This window comes from Streptomyces carminius (genome assembly GCF_002794255.1).
Lineage (GTDB): Bacteria > Actinomycetota > Actinomycetes > Streptomycetales > Streptomycetaceae > Streptomyces > Streptomyces carminius.
This window is the reverse complement of record NZ_PGGW01000069.1, coordinates 286,668-301,887: the sequence shown is the minus strand read 5'-3', so window position 1 is coordinate 301,887 and position 15,220 is coordinate 286,668. Positions and strand designations below refer to the sequence as shown.

The 15,220-nt window shown below is 73.8% G+C and carries 13 protein-coding genes and 1 tRNA gene; 7 read left to right on the top strand and 7 right to left on the bottom strand.

Translation table 11 applies throughout. The annotated features are described in order from the left end of the window. Window positions 1–50: 50 nt before the first annotated feature. From CUT44_RS28335 to CUT44_RS28325, 3 genes are all read left to right on the top strand, one after another. Window positions 51–779 (top strand): ABC transporter ATP-binding protein, encoded by a 729-nt coding sequence (locus CUT44_RS28335; protein WP_100204809.1) that lies wholly within the window; start codon window positions 51–53, stop codon window positions 777–779. A 191-nt stretch (window positions 780–970) separates the two neighbouring features. Beyond that, window positions 971–2,029, top strand: a complete 1,059-nt coding sequence (locus tag CUT44_RS28330; RefSeq protein ID WP_233221724.1) for an ABC transporter permease — start codon at window positions 971–973, stop codon at window positions 2,027–2,029. Window positions 2,030–2,252: 223 nt separating this feature from the next. After that, window positions 2,253–2,657 (top strand): globin, encoded by a 405-nt coding sequence (locus CUT44_RS28325; protein ID WP_100205246.1) that lies wholly within the window; start codon window positions 2,253–2,255, stop codon window positions 2,655–2,657. A 73-nt stretch (window positions 2,658–2,730) separates the two neighbouring features. Here the strand turns inward: CUT44_RS28325 and CUT44_RS28320 are convergent, their stop codons facing one another. The 7 genes from CUT44_RS28320 to CUT44_RS28290 form a co-directional block, all read right to left on the bottom strand. After that, entirely contained in the window at window positions 2,731–3,513 is a 783-nt protein-coding gene (locus tag CUT44_RS28320) for a hypothetical protein (protein WP_100204808.1), read from the bottom strand. Then, window positions 3,510–3,992, bottom strand: a complete 483-nt coding sequence (locus tag CUT44_RS28315; protein WP_332888295.1) for an acyl-CoA thioesterase — start codon at window positions 3,990–3,992, stop codon at window positions 3,510–3,512. The genes CUT44_RS28320 and CUT44_RS28315 overlap by 4 nt, the downstream gene beginning before the upstream one ends. Window positions 3,993–4,000: 8 nt before the next feature. Continuing rightward, on the bottom strand, window positions 4,001–5,665 hold the full coding sequence (gene ettA / locus CUT44_RS28310) for an energy-dependent translational throttle protein EttA (RefSeq protein WP_100204807.1): 1,665 nt from the start codon (window positions 5,663–5,665) through the stop codon (window positions 4,001–4,003). 375 nt (window positions 5,666–6,040) lie between these two features. Further along, window positions 6,041–7,468: a Cys-Gln thioester bond-forming surface protein gene (locus tag CUT44_RS28305; RefSeq protein WP_100204806.1), complete on the bottom strand. Its 1,428-nt coding sequence runs from the start codon at window positions 7,466–7,468 to the stop codon at window positions 6,041–6,043. Window positions 7,469–7,651: 183 nt separating this feature from the next. After that, the gene (locus CUT44_RS28300) at window positions 7,652–8,047 is read right to left on the bottom strand and encodes a single-stranded DNA-binding protein (protein ID WP_100205244.1); all 396 of its coding nucleotides are present in this window, start codon (window positions 8,045–8,047) and stop codon (window positions 7,652–7,654) included. Window positions 8,048–8,224: 177 nt separating this feature from the next. Further along, complete coding sequence (locus CUT44_RS28295) at window positions 8,225–10,243, bottom strand: GTPase (protein ID WP_199185866.1); 2,019 nt, start codon at window positions 10,241–10,243, stop codon at window positions 8,225–8,227. Then, on the bottom strand, window positions 10,240–11,853 hold the full coding sequence (locus CUT44_RS28290; RefSeq protein ID WP_100204805.1) for a dynamin family protein: 1,614 nt from the start codon (window positions 11,851–11,853) through the stop codon (window positions 10,240–10,242). The genes CUT44_RS28295 and CUT44_RS28290 overlap by 4 nt, the downstream gene beginning before the upstream one ends. A 305-nt stretch (window positions 11,854–12,158) precedes the next feature. Here CUT44_RS28290 and CUT44_RS28285 point away from each other — a divergent pair. From CUT44_RS28285 to CUT44_RS28275, 4 genes are all read left to right on the top strand, one after another. Continuing rightward, window positions 12,159–12,231, top strand: a tRNA-Arg gene (locus tag CUT44_RS28285). 654 nt (window positions 12,232–12,885) lie between these two features. Then, the gene (locus tag CUT44_RS33255; RefSeq protein ID WP_158239678.1) at window positions 12,886–13,026 is read left to right on the top strand and encodes a hypothetical protein; all 141 of its coding nucleotides are present in this window, start codon (window positions 12,886–12,888) and stop codon (window positions 13,024–13,026) included. A 337-nt stretch (window positions 13,027–13,363) separates the two neighbouring features. Next, window positions 13,364–13,627, top strand: coding sequence for an acyl carrier protein (locus tag CUT44_RS28280; protein ID WP_158239677.1), 264 nt, complete (start codon window positions 13,364–13,366; stop codon window positions 13,625–13,627). Next, a complete protein-coding gene (locus tag CUT44_RS28275) occupies window positions 13,624–15,216 on the top strand; it encodes an amino acid adenylation domain-containing protein (RefSeq protein WP_100204803.1) in 1,593 nt (530 codons plus the stop codon). Before CUT44_RS28280 ends, CUT44_RS28275 begins: the two co-directional genes overlap by 4 nt. Window positions 15,217–15,220: the final 4 nt, after the last annotated feature.

Below are 15,220 nucleotides of genomic sequence, written 5' to 3'. Positions count from 1 at the left end.
TCCGCCCGGGACCGTTCGGAAGGTGATGTTCCGCCACTACCATCCGCTTCATGAGCGAAGCCGCGATCACAGTCGAGGGGCTGCGCAAGCGGTACGGGGATGTGCGGGCTGTCGACGGGGTGTCCTTCACGGTCGGACGCGGCGAGTTCTACGGCATCCTCGGACCCAACGGCGCGGGCAAGACGACCACTCTGGAGATCACCGAGGGCCTGCGCAGGCCCGACGAGGGCGAGGTGCGGCTGCTGGGCCGCTCCCCCTTCCCCCGCGACCCGGCACTGCTGCGCCGCATGGGAGTACAGCTCCAGGCGTCGGCGTTCTTCGAGCGGCTGACCGCCCGCGAGCAGATCCAGACCTTCGCCTCCTTCTACGGCGTACCGGCCGAACGGGCCGACGCGATGCTGGAGCGGGTCGGCCTGACCGAGAAGGCGGGCACCCGCGAGAACAAGCTCTCCGGCGGCCAGGCCCAGCGGCTGTCCATCGCCTGCGCCCTGGTCCACGATCCGGAGCTGGTCTTCCTCGACGAGCCGACCACCGGTCTGGACCCGCAGGCCCGCCGCAACCTGTGGGACCTGCTGCGGGCCATCAACGAGGAGGGCCGCACCGTGGTGCTGACCACCCACTACATGGACGAGGCCGAGACGTTGTGCGACCGGGTGGCGGTGATGGACCACGGCCGCGTGCTGCGGGTGGGCGCCCCCGCCGATCTGATCGCGGAACTGGGTGTGAGATCGCTGGAGGACGTCTTCCTCCAGCTGACCGGACGGGAGTACCGCCAGTGAGCGGCACCGGGGCGCGCCCCGCGGCGGACGGCGGGAAGCAGCCGGGCGGCCCGGCGGAAGCGGGCAGGGCCGGAGGAGACGAAGGAGACGGGAGAATCGGGGAAAACGGGAACAGCGGGAGCAGCGGGGAAAACGGGGGAAGCGCGGAGAGCAGTCGGCCGGGGAGGACGGGCCGGGGCCCGGACCTGCGGGTGTTCGCCGGTCTGTCGAAGGCGATGGCCCTGGGCCTGCTGCGGGACCGCGCCGCCGTCTTCTTCATGCTGCTCTTCCCGCTGATGTTCCTGGTCTTCCTCGGCGCCCTGCTCAAGGGCGACTCGACGCCGCGGGTGGAGATCGTCCAGATCGGCCGGGTCGAGGTGCTGGACGCGTTGCCGGCCGAGACCCGGGAGGGGCTGGACGACTTCCTGGAGCTGCGGAAGTCCGGCGACCGCGAGAAGGCGCTGGACGAGGTCCGCGCGGGCGATGTGGACGCCGTGCTCTGGCAGCACGGCGACGAGGTGCGGCTGCGCTACTCGGCGGCCGACCCCACCCGGGCCGGCAATGTGCGCGCGGTCGTCAACTCGCTCGTCCAGCAGGCCAACATCGCCGCCACCGGCCAGCCGCCCGCGTACGAGCTGACCGCCGCGCAGGCGGAGGACGAGTCGATGAAGGCGATCCAGTTCCTCACCCCCGGCCTGCTCGGCTGGGCGGTGTCGATGAGCGCGGTCATGGGCTCGGCCCTGGTCCTGGTCAGCTGGCGCAAGAAGCGCATCCTGCGCAGGCTGTGGCTCGCCCCGGTGAGCGCGGGCTCGGTCATCGCCGCCCGGGTCGGGGTGACCGTCGGCCTGGCCCTGCTCCAGACGCTGGTCTTCCTCGGGGTGGCCACGCTCCCGTACTACGGGCTGGAGCTGTCCGGCCACTGGTGGCTGTCCCTGCCGCTGGTGGTCTGCGGCACGCTGGCCTTCATGTCCATGGGGCTGGTCGTCGGCGCCTGGGCGAAGACCGAGGAGGCCGCCAACGGCGTCTCCCAGCTCGTCGTCCTGCCGATGGCCTTCCTCTCCGGGGCCTTCTTCCCCCTGGAGGGCACCCCGGCCTGGGTGCGCGCGGTCTCGGATATCTTCCCCCTCAAGCACCTCACCGAGGCGATGCAGGACGTCCTCTCCCGCGGCCAGGGCTGGGACGCCGCCCTTCCCGTGATGGGCGGACTGCTGCTGTTCGCGGTTGTCCTGACGGCCGTCGCCGCCAGGCTCTTCCGCTGGGACGACGCGTGATCCGGCGCCGGCCGGTGCCGCCGGGCCACCCGTCCCGGCGGCACCGGCCGGCGCGTCTGCGACCATGGGTGGGTGGCGGCTCCGCTCCCCGCCGGGAGGCGGGGGCCTCCGGCCGGGAGACCGCGGTCCGGCCCGGACCGGTTCCCCGCGGGACCGGAGGGAGCGCCACCGAGCAGGACGCGATTCCCCGCCGGCCGCGGCCGGCGGTCCCTTCGCTAGGAGACTGATGGAGATTCCGCACGGCAGCCTGCAGACGCAGACCTTCTTCGAGCAGGTCGGGGGCGAGGAGACGTTCCGGCGGCTGGTGCGCCGGTTCTACGAGGGCGTCGCCGAGGACCCGCTGCTGCGGCCGATGTACCCGGAGGAGGACCTCGGTCCGGCCGAGGAGCGCCTGACGCTGTTCCTCATGCAGTACTGGGGCGGGCCGAAGACGTACAGCGAGCGGCGGGGGCACCCCCGGCTGCGGATGCGCCACGTGCCCTTCACGGTGGACCGCGCCGCGCACGACGCCTGGCTGCGGCACATGCGGGACGCGGTGGACAGCCTCGGTCTGGCGCCCGGGCACGAGCGGCAGCTGTGGGACTACCTGGTCTACGCGGCCGGCTCGCTGATCAACTCCCCGGACTGAGCCGCCCCCGTCCCCGGCCCGGGTGCCCCGGCCGTCCCGGGGGCGATCGGCCCGGGGCCGGCCGCCCCCGGGGTCAGCCGCTCCGGACGGGGATGACGCCCAGTCCCGTACCGCCGCCGCGGCGCACCGCGACCGAGCCGTACGGGGTGCGCAGCCGCAGCCAGGTACCGGCGGCGAGCACGGCGGCCTCCGGCGGCCCCACGACGCCCGGCCGCCCGGGACGCGGCGGCCCCTGCGGCCCGGCCGCCGGGGCCGGTCCGGACGGCCGCAGCATGCCGAGCGACCGGGCGGCGTGCACGGCGCGCAGCGGCAGCCCGGTGCCGCCGCCCAGCGGCCGGGACCAGATCTCCTCGGCCAGCGCGTCCAGCGCCTGACGGGTGCGCTCCCCGGGCGGCAGCGCCTCGCTGCGCCGCCGGAACTCGGCCACCACGGCGTCGGCGGCCGCGCGGACCGACTCGTAGGGCAGCACGCCCACCGGGCGCCAGCCGCCGTGCGGCGGCAGCAGTCCGGCCCAGGGCGGGCCGGTCACCGCGGCGGGGACGGACACCGACGCGTCCTTCTCGGCCACGCCCTCCAGCAGTTCCCCGGCCGAGACGGTGGTGTCCAGTTCCGCCGGTCCCGCCGGTCCCCCGGTCCCCTCCGGTGCCGCCAGCCGCGCCGTGCGCACGGCCAGCACCTCGAACCGGGCCGGCCGGGCGAAGAGGCCCAGGACGCCGTCCTCCCGGTGCGGCCGGCGCACCCGCAGCCGCACCACCGCGTTCCGCTCCCAGCGCAGCAGCCGCTCCAGGAGGGCGGCGAGTTCCGCCGCCTCCCCGGGATCGGCGAACACCAGGCGGCCGGGCTGTTCTCCGCTCATGCGGCGACGGCCCCCGTCGCGCTGTCGTCCAGGTACTCCTTGAGGAACGCCTTCTCCTCGTCGCTGAGCCGGCGGGGCCGCTCCCGCTCGAGGTCGTAGGGGACCACGACCGTGGCGGCCCGCGCGTAGACGGTCCCCGCCCCCTCGCCGTCCGCCGCCCCGGAGCCCCCCGGATCACGGGAGTCCCCGGGGCCGTCCTTGACCTCGTAGGCGACCGTCACCGAGGCAGCGCCGACCTTCGTCACCCACAGCTCGACCACGACCGGCTCGTGCCGGTGCGTCAGCGGCCTGAGATAGGAGATCTCGTGCCGGGCCACCACCGAACCACCGGTGAAGGCCCCCGACGCCGCCTGCCGCGCCAGCCGGAACATGAAGTCGATCCGCGCCTCCTCCAGATAGCGGAGGAAGACGACGTTGTTGACGTGCCCGAAGGCGTCCATGTCCGACCAGCGCAGCGGACAGGGGTACACGTGTCGCACTTGGCCCCTCAGCCCCGGGTCAGCTTCTTGTAGGTGGCGCGGTGCGGACGGGCCGCGTCCGGGCCGAGCCGCTCGATCTTGTTCTTCTCGTACGACTCGAAGTTGCCCTCGAACCAGAACCACTTGCTCTCGCCCTCGTAGGCGAGGATGTGCGTGGCGACCCGGTCCAGGAACCAGCGGTCGTGGGAGACGACCACGGCGCAGCCGGGGAACTCCAGCAGCGCGTTCTCCAGCGAGGACAGCGTCTCGACGTCGAGGTCGTTGGTCGGCTCGTCCAGCAGCAGCAGGTTGCCGCCCTGCTTGAGGGTGAGCGCCAGGTTGAGGCGGTTGCGCTCGCCGCCGGACAGGACGCCGGCGGGCTTCTGCTGGTCCGGGCCCTTGAAGCCGAACGCGGAGACGTAGGCGCGCGAGGGCATCTCGACCTGGCCGACGTTGATGTAGTCGAGCTCGTCGGAGACCACGGCCCACAGGGTCTTCTTGGGGTCGATGTTCTCGCGGCTCTGATCGACGTAGGAGATCTTGACCGTGTCGCCGACCCGGATGTTGCCGGAGTCCGGCTCCTCCAGGCCCTGGATCATCTTGAACAGCGTGGTCTTGCCCGCGCCGTTGGGGCCGATGACGCCGACGATGCCGTTGCGCGGGAGGGTGAAGGACAGGTCGTCGATGAGGACCTTGTCACCGAACGCCTTGTGCAGGCCCTCCACCTCGACCACGACGTTGCCCAGCCGCGGCCCCGGCGGGATCTGGATCTCCTCGAAGTCCAGCTTCCGCATCTTGTCGGCCTCGGCCGCCATCTCCTCGTAGCGGGCCAGCCGCGCCTTGGACTTCGCCTGGCGGCCCTTGGCGTTGGAGCGGACCCACTCCAGCTCCTCCTTGAGGCGCTTCTGGCGCTTGGCGTCCTTCTGCCCCTCGACCTTCAGCCGGGAGGCCTTCTTCTCCAGGTAGGTGGAGTAGTTGCCCTCGTAGGGGTGGGCGCGGCCGCGGTCGAGCTCCAGGATCCACTCGGCGACGTTGTCCAGGAAGTACCGGTCGTGGGTGATGGCCACGACGGTGCCCTCGTACTTGGCGAGGTGCTGCTCCAGCCACTGCACGGACTCGGCGTCCAGGTGGTTGGTGGGCTCGTCCAGCAGCAGCAGGTCGGGCTGCTCCAGCAGGAGCTTGCACAGCGCGACGCGGCGCTTCTCACCGCCGGAGAGGTTGGTGACGGGCCAGTCGCCGGGCGGGCAGCCCAGGGCGTCCATGGCCTGCTCGAGCTGGGCGTCGAGGTCCCAGGCGTTCGCGTGGTCGAGCTGCTCCTGGAGCTTGCCCATCTCCTCCAGCAGCGCGTCGGAGTAGTCGGTCGCCATCTGCTCGGCGATCTCGTTGAACCGGTCGAGCTTGCCCTTGATCTCCGCCACGCCGTCCTGGACGTTCTCCAGCACGGTCTTCGACTCGTCCAGCGGGGGCTCCTGGAGGAGGATGCCGACGCTGTAGCCGGGGGAGAGGAAGGCGTCGCCGTTGGACGGCTGCTCCAGGCCCGCCATGATCTTCAGCACCGTGGACTTGCCCGCGCCGTTGGGACCCACGACGCCGATCTTCGCGCCCGGCAGGAAGCTCAGTGTGACGTCGTCGAGAATCACCTTGTCGCCGTGCGCCTTACGCGCCTTGCGCATGGTGTAGATGTACTCAGCCAAGAGAAACCGTCCGGCAGTCAGGGAGTAGGCGGATACACCCATCTTGCCGCACCCGGTGCCGGGGGCGAAAACGAGCGCTCGGGCGACCTGTGTCACGCCGCTGACCTGCGGTCGCGCCAGGGCCGCCGTTCCCCGCGCCGGCGGTCCTCCGCCGCGGGAGAGGCCCCTGGAGACCGCGGGGGAACCAGGGCGGGAAAGTCCCGGAGGACGGCGGCGGCAGCGGCGATGAGAGCGCGGGACGGCAGGACGACGGAGTACCGGTACGCCGGTACGCCAGCCAGTACGCCGAAAAGGGCCGTGTGCCGCCGCACGGGGTGCGGCGGCACACGGCCGGGTGGGTCAGGGCGTCAGGGGATCACGCCCGGATCCCGTGGTTCAGCTCTCGGCGCCGGTGGCGGGCTTCCGCTTCCGCAGGAAGAACACTGCGGCACCGCCGGCGATCACCAGCGCGATGGCGACACCCGCGATGATCGGGGTGGTGCTGCTGCCGCCGGTGGCGGCGAGGTTGCCCTCGTCGTCACCCTTGTCGCCGGTGTCACCGCCGACCGTGGCCGGGCTGGGCTCGGTCTCGGGCTTCTCCGGGGTCTCCTCGGGGGTCTCCACCTTGCCGCCGTTGCCGCCAGTGCTGCCCGCCTCGCAGTCGAGGGTGCCGGTGAAGGTCTCCTTGAAGCCGTCCGGACCGGTGATCGTGATCTCGTAGGGCTGGTCCTCCTTCACCGGGACGGTGATGGTCTCGGACCCGCCGGCCGGGATCTCGTGCTCCTTGCCCGCGAGGGTGAAGGTGAACGGCTCGTCGCCCTCGTTGGTGGCGGTGACGTCCACGCCGCCCTTGACGCAGTTCTTCTCGGCGGACACCGCCGGGATCGGGCCCTTGCCGGCCGCCCAGTTCGCGGTCGCGTTCGCGGTCACGGTGGACTGGCTGGAACCGGCCAGGATCTGGGTCTGGCTGCGCACCTCGATGCTGGTGAACGCGCGGCCCACCGAGACCTCGGTGCTGGCGTGCGCGGTCAGCGAGGCGGTGCCGTCCTCGGCGTCCTTCGGGACGTCGAAGAAGAGCTCGTCGCCGTCCTTCGCGGAGACCGCCGTCTGGCCGTCCTTGGTGACGACCTTCACGCCCTTGGCCTCGGCCTCCGCGTCGGGCGCGACGGTCACGCTCTGCGCGTTGGTGCGGACGGTGACCGGGCCGAGCTTCTCACCGGGCTTGCCCGACACGGCGGGCGAGTCGAGGGTGAGGGACGGCGTGGGCTCCTCGAGCTTCTGGGCGCTCTTCTCCAGGTAGTCGGCGAGCTTCTCGGCGTCCGGGTTGACCGCCTCGACCTTCGCGTTGTCGGAGAAGCGCCAGATCGCGACCTGGGTGCCCGCGGCGGCGGTCTTCTCCGTGAGCTGACCGACGTCGGCCTTCTTCGCGAGCGCGGCCAGGTCGTTCACCTGCGGGTAGGAGTTCTTCAGGATCCAGAGGATCTTGCCCGCGTGCTCGTTGTCGTGGAGCTTGGTCTGGTCCCAGGAGGCCTCCTGGTACTTGGCCTCCGAAACGGTCTTGGTGCCGATGTCGATGCAGTAGGTCTTCAGGGTGCCGCCGCCGTCGACGGCCATCTCGAAGAGACCCGCGCCGAACTGCTGTCCGCCGATCCTGGCGAAGTCGAAGGTCTTCAGACCGTTCAGGGTGGCGATCGCACCGCCCGGCTGCTCGTTCTCGTCGGCGACGGCGGTGCCCGCGCCGGCTATCGCCCCGGCCGCCAGCATGCCCGTGGCGACTGCGGTGGCGGTGAGGCGGGCAATACCGCGTCTGCGTACGGAAATCATCGTGTTGGTCGTCCCCTCGTCAACCCCCGTGCTCTGCAGGGGATCGTAGGGAGCAACCGCACCCGGTTCCCCACGAATACCAAACGTCACACATACCGAGTCCCAATCGTTATCAGGGAATGCCGTGTTGTCGGACTTCACCCGTCATATGTGGAGTTGAAGAGGGTTCGTGGGTAAGGAGCGTCATGTGTCAACCACCTGATCAGACGTCACCTGGACGCGGGAGACACGGTGGAACACCGAGGTGCCACGCGCCAGATCGTGGCCGACGGCCGTCGCGTCGATGTCCGCCGACGTCCAGCGTCTGCCGTCCCGTTCGCCCTGCTGGACCCTCAGCCGTCCGGTGACGACCAGGGGTTCGCCGACGGTGACGGACGCCGCCACGTTCTCCGCGAGCGTCCGGAACGCCCACACCGTGTAGAAGCTGGTGTGGGCGTCCGTCCAGCCGCCCCGCCGCTCGTCGTAGCGCCGCACCGTCGTGGCCAGCCGCAGCCGGGCCACCGGATGGCCCGCCGCCGTCGTCCTCGCCTCCACCTCCGACGCGGCGTTGCCGATCACCGTCACCATGGTCTCGTTCATCCGGACCGCCCCCGTGTCCACCGTTTCCGCCGCCCCGCCTGCCGGGGCCGTGTCCACCGCCCCGCCTGCCGGGGCCGGTGACCGCCATGCTGCCCGTCGGAGCCGGTGCCCGCCGGGCCCTGTGGAGTACCGGCGGGCTGTGGACAACTCCGTCACCCCCGAGGGTGACGGAACCCGTCAGGTCCGGACCGTGCCGCCCGCCGCGACGGCGTACTGCTCGCGCACCTCGCGGTATCTCAGCAGTTCGGCGGCGACCGGCTCCAGCACCCACGCCTGGCCCCAGCCGGTGGCCAGCCGCCGCAGTCCGCGCTCACGTTCCAGCCCGTACGCCCGTGCCGGTCCCCGGGCCGCCAGCCGGCAGCACCAGGCGAGCAGCGGACCGCCCAGCGCACCGCCGACCAGCAGCGACACCGGTGGCCACACCCCGGCCCGGCCCGGCCCGCCGACCAGCAGGTCCACCAGCAGCCAGCCGCCCAGCAACTGCGCGGCCAGCAGCAGCGCCTGGCAGGCCGCCGCCACCGTCCACCAGCGCGGCCGCGGGAACGGGCGCTCCCCGTGCGCCTCCCGCACGCCGCCCCGCACGCCCCGGTGCCGCGCGCCCCGGTGCCGGGCAACGCCGCCCGACACTCCGCCCGCTGCCCCGTACGCCGCACACCCCGGGCCCCCCACCGGCTCCCCGGCCCCGGCGATCGCCTCCTCCAGCGCCTCCGGGAGCCCTCTGGCCCCGCGCCAGGCCGCCTCCCGCACCGACCTGGCCCACGGCCGGGGCAGCCCGGCCGACGCCTCCTCGGCGAGAGTGCGCACCGCCTGCGCCAGGACGGGCCGGGCCACCGCCACCGCCGGTCCCGCCGGCTCCTCCGTACGCGCCGCGAGCACCTCCCCCCGCCCGCCCCGCCCTCCGTACCCGCGCCGCTCGTCGGACCACCGCAGCAACCGGGCCCAGGGGGTGCCGCAGGCCTGCTCGGCGTGCCGCAACCACAGGCGTTCGGCGGTCTGCCCGGCCGCCGCGGCGCCCACCGACGCCGCCAGCCGGTCCTCGAACTCCTCGCGCGCCCGCTCGGTCAGCCCGGCCGGGCCGTGCGGGGAGTCGACCACGTAGACCGGGCGGAGCCGGGCGACCGCGCCGTCCACGTCGGCGGCCAGCCGCAGCCCGGCCGCCCGCCGGCCCGAGACCAGCTCGCCCAGGGAGTGCCGCAGTTCGCCGACCCCCTCGCCCGTCAGGGCGGACAGCGCCAGCACGGTCGCGCCGGGCTCGCCGTGCTCGCCGAGCGCCATGCCGTCCTCGTCCAGCAGCCGGCGCAGATCGTCCATGACGGTGTCGACGTCCTCGGCGGGCAGCCGGTCGATCTGGTTGAGCACCACGAACGTCACCTCGGCGTGCCCCGCCAGCGGGCGCAGATACCGCTCGTGCAGCACGGCGTCCGCGTACTTCTCCGGGTCGGCCACCCAGACCACCGCGTCCACCAGCCGCAGCAGCCGGTCGACCTGTTCGCGGTGGCCGGGGACGGCGGAGTCGTGATCGGGCAGGTCGACCAGGACGAGTCCGTGCAGCGCGGGGTCGCGCGGCGGCACCCGGCGCCGCGCCCGGGGCGGCACACCGAGCCGCTCCAGCAGGCCGTCGGCCCCGCCGTCCCAGCCGTCCCACCCGTCCCGGCCGCCCTCCCAGACGCAGGCGACGGGCACCCCGGTGGTGGGGCGGCGGATCCCGGTCTCGGAGAGCTGGACGCCCGCGAGGGTGTTGAACAGCGTCGACTTGCCGCTTCCGGTGGCCCCGGCGACGGCCACCACGGTGTACGTCCCGGACAGCCGGCGCCGGGCCGCGACCTCGTCCAGGATGCGGCCCGCCTCGCCGAGCACCTCGCCGTCCAGCCGGGTGCGGGAGAGTCCGACCAGCTCCCGCAGCGCGTGCAGCCGCACCCGCAGCGGCTCCTCGTACCGGTGGTGGTGGGGGGTACGGACCGGTGCGCGGTACGGCGCCGGTCCGTCCGCCCGGCCGCCGTCCGGAACCGGCCCGGCGGCCGGCGGCCCGCCGCCGGCGCCCTCCCACGGCTCCTCCCACCAGTCCTCCCCCGGCCCCCGCCACGGGCCCGCGGCCGGTGCGCCGCCCGCGCCGCCCTCCGGCCGGGCGCGGCGGGCGATCAGCCCGTCGTCCCAGCCCCGGTCATCCGTGCGGACTTCCGCGGTCACCTCGGTCACCTCTCCCTCTGCAGTACGGACAGCGCGGCGATCAGGGACACCTGCTGCCCGGGGGTGGCGTCGAGGTCCCGCAGGGGCGCCAGCCGGTGGTCCCGCTCGCCCCGCAGCACCCGGTCCAGACAGTTCTCCAGCAGCCTCCCGCCGCGCTCGCGCAGCCGGCCCGCGACGGTGGCGCCCAGCGCCCCGGTGAGAGCGCCCCCCGCGCTCCGGGCACGGCGGCCGCCCAGCAGGACGACCGCGAGCAGGGCCGCGATCTCCTCACCGGTCAGCGGGCAGCCGTCGACGGCGCACAGCCCTTCCTCGGCCAGTTCCTCCGCGCAGCGCCGCCAGCGCCGTACGAGGACCTCGATCCGCTCCGCCACCGGTCCGTCCCCGCGGCCGTACTCCGGAGCCCCGGGCTCGGTCCGCCAGGCGCCGGCGGCCTGCTCGTCGGCGTCGCCGACGGCGCCGCGCAGCAGGGCCGACAGGCCCTCGGCGAGGGCGTCGAGCAGTTCGTCGCCGTCGCTGTCCCCGGGGAAGCCGCGCCAGCGGGCCAGCGCCTCGCCCGCCAGCGGTTCACCGTCGGCGAGCTGCCGCCGCACCCGGGCGCCGGCCGCCTCGTAGGCGGTGTCGATGTGCCGTGCCAGCCGCTGCGCGGTGGCGTGCTGGGCCGCCGCGGCACCGGCCAGCTCGGGGACCCGGGAGCGCAGCGAACCGACGGCCCCGGCCGCCGTACGGCCGGCGGCGACCGCCCGGGCGGCGGGGTCCCGGGCCTGGTGGAGCAACCACTCGCGCAGTCCGGCCACGGCCGTCCCGGGCAGCAGACCGGAACCGCCGCGGGCCGACTCGGGCAGCTCCGGGACGGTGAAGCGGGGCACGTCGCCGAGTCCGGCGCGCTCCAGCAGGGCCGCGTACTGGCGGGAGACCTCGGCGGTGACCTGGTGGGGCACCCGGTCCAGCACGGTGGCCAGGGTGACGTCGTACTCCCGGGCGGCGCGCAGCAGGTGCCAGGGGACGGCGTCGGTGTACCGGGCCGCGGTGGTCACCAGGATCCAGACGTCGGCGGCGCAGACCAGCGCGGCGGCCAGCTCGCGGTTGCGGACCACCAGGGAGTCGATGTCGGGCGAGTCGAGGAGGGCGATCCCGGCGGGTACGGCCTCGGTGGTCTCCATGACGAGCGCGGGCGGCGCGCCGGCGGCCTCCTCCGGATCGTCCTCGGGGCCCCGGGCCGGCTCGCCCCCGTCGGCCGGGAGCTCCGGCCGCGGTGCCCACACCCGCCGCAGCCGGGGCAGTACCCGCGGCCCGGCGAACCAGTGCTGGTCACCCGGGTGGCAGACGAGCACGGGGGTGCGCGTGGTGGGCCGCAGGACGCCCGCGTCGCTGACCCGGCGGCCGACGAGCGAGTTGACCAGGGTGGACTTCCCGGCCCCGGTGGAGCCGCCCACCACGGCCAGCAGCGGCGCCTCGGGGCTGCGCAGCCGCGGCACCAGGTAGTCGTCGAGCTGGGCGAGCAGTTCGGTGCGGGAGCGGCGGGCACGCTCGGCACCGGGCAGCGACAGGGGGAAGCGCGCCGCGTCGACGCGGTCACGCAGCGTGGTGAGCGCGTCGAGCAGTTCGGTCCCGGCTTCCATGATCGCCACATGCGCAGAATGCCCAATTTCTAGCGGTTTTTGAAGTGTTTTCGGGCAGGAACGGGGTGTTTTGACCCCTGTGGCCCGCGAGACGTGCGCGCCGAGAGGCATAACGAGTGCACAACACCCGCTCCCGGGATGCGCGCAAACCGATGCATGATTCGTACGCGCCTGCGAGTATCGGACCGCTTCACGGAACCTCCACAGGGTGTCGTGGACGTGAAGCAACGGGGAGGAAGCGCCCGGCCCTCTATCCTTGTCGCGGCAAGGTCGGACCGGGGGCACTGCCCGCCCGCGACCACCAGGCCCCCGTAGCTCAGTGGATAGAGCAGGCGCCTTCTAAGCGCTTGGCCGCAGGTTCGAGTCCTGCCGGGGGCGCTCGTCCAGGGTCCGTCCGCCGCTTCCGGTGGGAAGGGGCCCGCCCGCGGTTCCGCCGCGCGTGCCGCCCGGCCCCCGCGCGTCGACCGGGTCAGGCGTACGCCGCCCGATCACCGGCGCCGACGGGGCCACCGGCGGACCGGCCGGGGACCGGAGATCTCCGGAGCGGGTTCGCGCCAGACCCAGAACACGACGGCGGTGGTCACCGTGGCCGCGACGGCGGCACCCAGCAGGACGGATGAGGATGATGGCCGCGTTCCTCGTCTCGAATCCCACAGACAGCACCGTGCCCAGCGCAACCACGGTGAGCGCCACGAGCTGGAACTGCAGCTCGACGAGTTTGATGATCTCCGCCCGCAGGTTGTTGTACTCGGCGATGAGGAACTGGCCGGTGTCCCACCCGGCGGGGTTCGTTCCAGCGGGGCTCTGCTCTCCCATCGCACTCCTGTGGTGGGCGGACCGGCCTCGGCCGGAGGGAATCGCGCCCAAGTGTTCGGCAGTTCCCTCCGGCCCCACAAGGGAGGGAACCGGCCGTATCCCGGTTCCCCGATTCCCCGGCTCACCGCCCCCGCCGTGCCCCCGCCCGTCCCTCGTGCCGTGATGGCCTGACACGTCCGGCACGACCGCGACCGGCCTGCCTGCTTGCTTGGCGACGTGGACCAGACCCTGCGCGTGCGGGCCGGTGCCGCCCGCCGCCAGGGCGGCGTCGGCGGCGCCCTCCCGCACGGCGTCCTGCGGCGCGACGACCTGACGGTGCGTGCCGGACGCACCGTGTGGGCCGCACGCCGCGCCTGATCCCGGGCACCTTCCACTGCCCCTCCGTGCACCGGAGAAGCGCGACCGGCGGGCCGCCCGCGACCTGTGCGCCGGTGCGGTGGGATCTTCCCGGCGCCTTTCGCGGGGCGTGGACCGGCACCGGCCCGGTGGGGACAGCCTCGCCCCGCGAGGCCGGCGACGAGCGGCGGCTAAGGTGCGAGGGAAACGTTGTCGCGACATTCGGCCCGGTCAGCACCGAGCGGAGGCAGGCAGGTTGGCCTGGCATGAACCCGGAGGGCTCCCCCGTTGCCGCCGGGCCGACGCAATGACCATCTCCCGTTCCCCCACGCCGAAGGACACAGAAGGGGCGCACCGAATGCCGGACCCGTTGACGACGGACGAGAGCACCAGACCCACGGCAGAGGTCGTCCTCTCCATCGTGGGCGAAGTGACCGGTTCCGGCCCCCACCGGCCGACCGACAGTTTCTACGACATCGGCGGCACCTCCCTCGACGCGATACGGATATGCCTGCGCGTCAGCCGGGAGTTCGCCCTTGACATCGGCCCCGAGGCGCTGCTCGACAGCGAAGACCTCGCCGGGTTCGCCGCGGTGGTGTCCGCGGCCCGGGAGGCCCGTTGAACGTCCGTGCCGACACCCGCCTGCCGCGCCCCCCGGCCGTTCCCCCTCCCATCCACACGGCGGTCGGGCACCACTCCCGGACCACCCCGGACGCCGTCGCCCTGGTCCGGGGCCCGGCCCGGATCAGCTACGCGGAACTGGACGCGGCGTCCGAGGCCTGGGCCGCCGCGCTCCGGGAGCGGGGCGCCGGACCGGGCGGCTTCGTGCCGGTGCTGCTGCCCCGGTCGGCGAAGCTGGTGACGGTGCTGCTCGCCGTGCTCAAGACCGGGGCGGCGTACGCGGCCCTGGACCCGGGGTGGCCCGCCGGCCGGATCCACCGGCTGCTCGGGATGCTGCGCCCCCGGGTGACCGTCGCCCCCGGCGCGCCCGCCGGCTGGAGCGGCCCGGTGTGGACTCCTCCGTCGCACGACGTCCGCCGCGCGGCGGAGCTGTCCGCCACGCGCCCGGACCCGCCGGCCGAACCCGGCGGCCCCACCGGTCCGGCCGCCCCCGCGACGGTCTTCTTCACCTCCGGCACCACGGGCGACCCGAAGGCCGTGGTCTCCGGCCACGGGGCGACCACCAGCCTCTTCGGCGGCGGCTTCGAGCCGTTCCCGTCCGCCCCGGTGATGCCCCAGGCCGCACCCGTGAGCTGGGACGCCTTCACCATGGAGACCTGGGGGCCCCTGACCAACGGCGGCACCTGCGTCCTCCTGGACGGGGACTACCTGCTGCCCGGGACCCTGCGCGCACTCGCCGACCGGGACGGCGTCGACACGGTGTGGCTCACCGCCTCGCTGTTCAACCTCTTCACGGACGAGGACCCCGGCTGCTTCCGGGGGCTGCGCCACGTCCTCACCGGCGGCGAGCGGCTCTCGGTGCCCAGGGTCCGCGCGTTCCTCGACCGGCACCCCGGGACCGCGCTGACGAACGGCTACGGTCCCGTCGAGACCTGTGTGTTCGCCACCGCCCGGCGGATAGAGCGGCCGGACTGCGATCTGCCGTCCGGCATCCCGCTGGGCCATCCGGTACCGGGTCGGCAGGTCCACGTACTGGCGGACGGACGGCCCGCCGAACCCGGCCGGGTCGGGGAGATCTGCGTCTCCGGGGACGGCGTCGCCCTCGGCTACCTCGGTGATCCCGCGCTCACGGCACGCCGTTTCCCGACCCTGGTCCTCGACGGCCGCCGCACCCGCGTCCACCGCACGGGAGACCTCGGATTCCAGGACCCCGACGGTCTGCTGCACTTCACCGGGCGCTCCGACCGGCAGGTCAAGATCAGGGGGCACCGGGTGGCGCCGGAGGAGGTCGAGGCCTTCACCCGGGCCCTGCCGGGAGTGGGTGACTGCGCGGTCGTCCCGGTCCGCGGGCAGAGCGGCGCGTACGAGCGGACGGCGCTCTTCTACACCTGCGACGGTACCGCCGGGGCGCCGGACCTCCCGCAGCCGCGGACCGTGCGCCGGGCGCTGGCCGCCGGGCTCCCGCGCCATCTCGTACCGGATCTCGTGCACCGCAGGGACGGTCTGCCGCTCACCGCCGGCGGAAAGCTGGACCGGGCCGCGCTGGCCGGCTCACTGCGATCACACGACACGACGGAAGGTGACGCGTGACCCC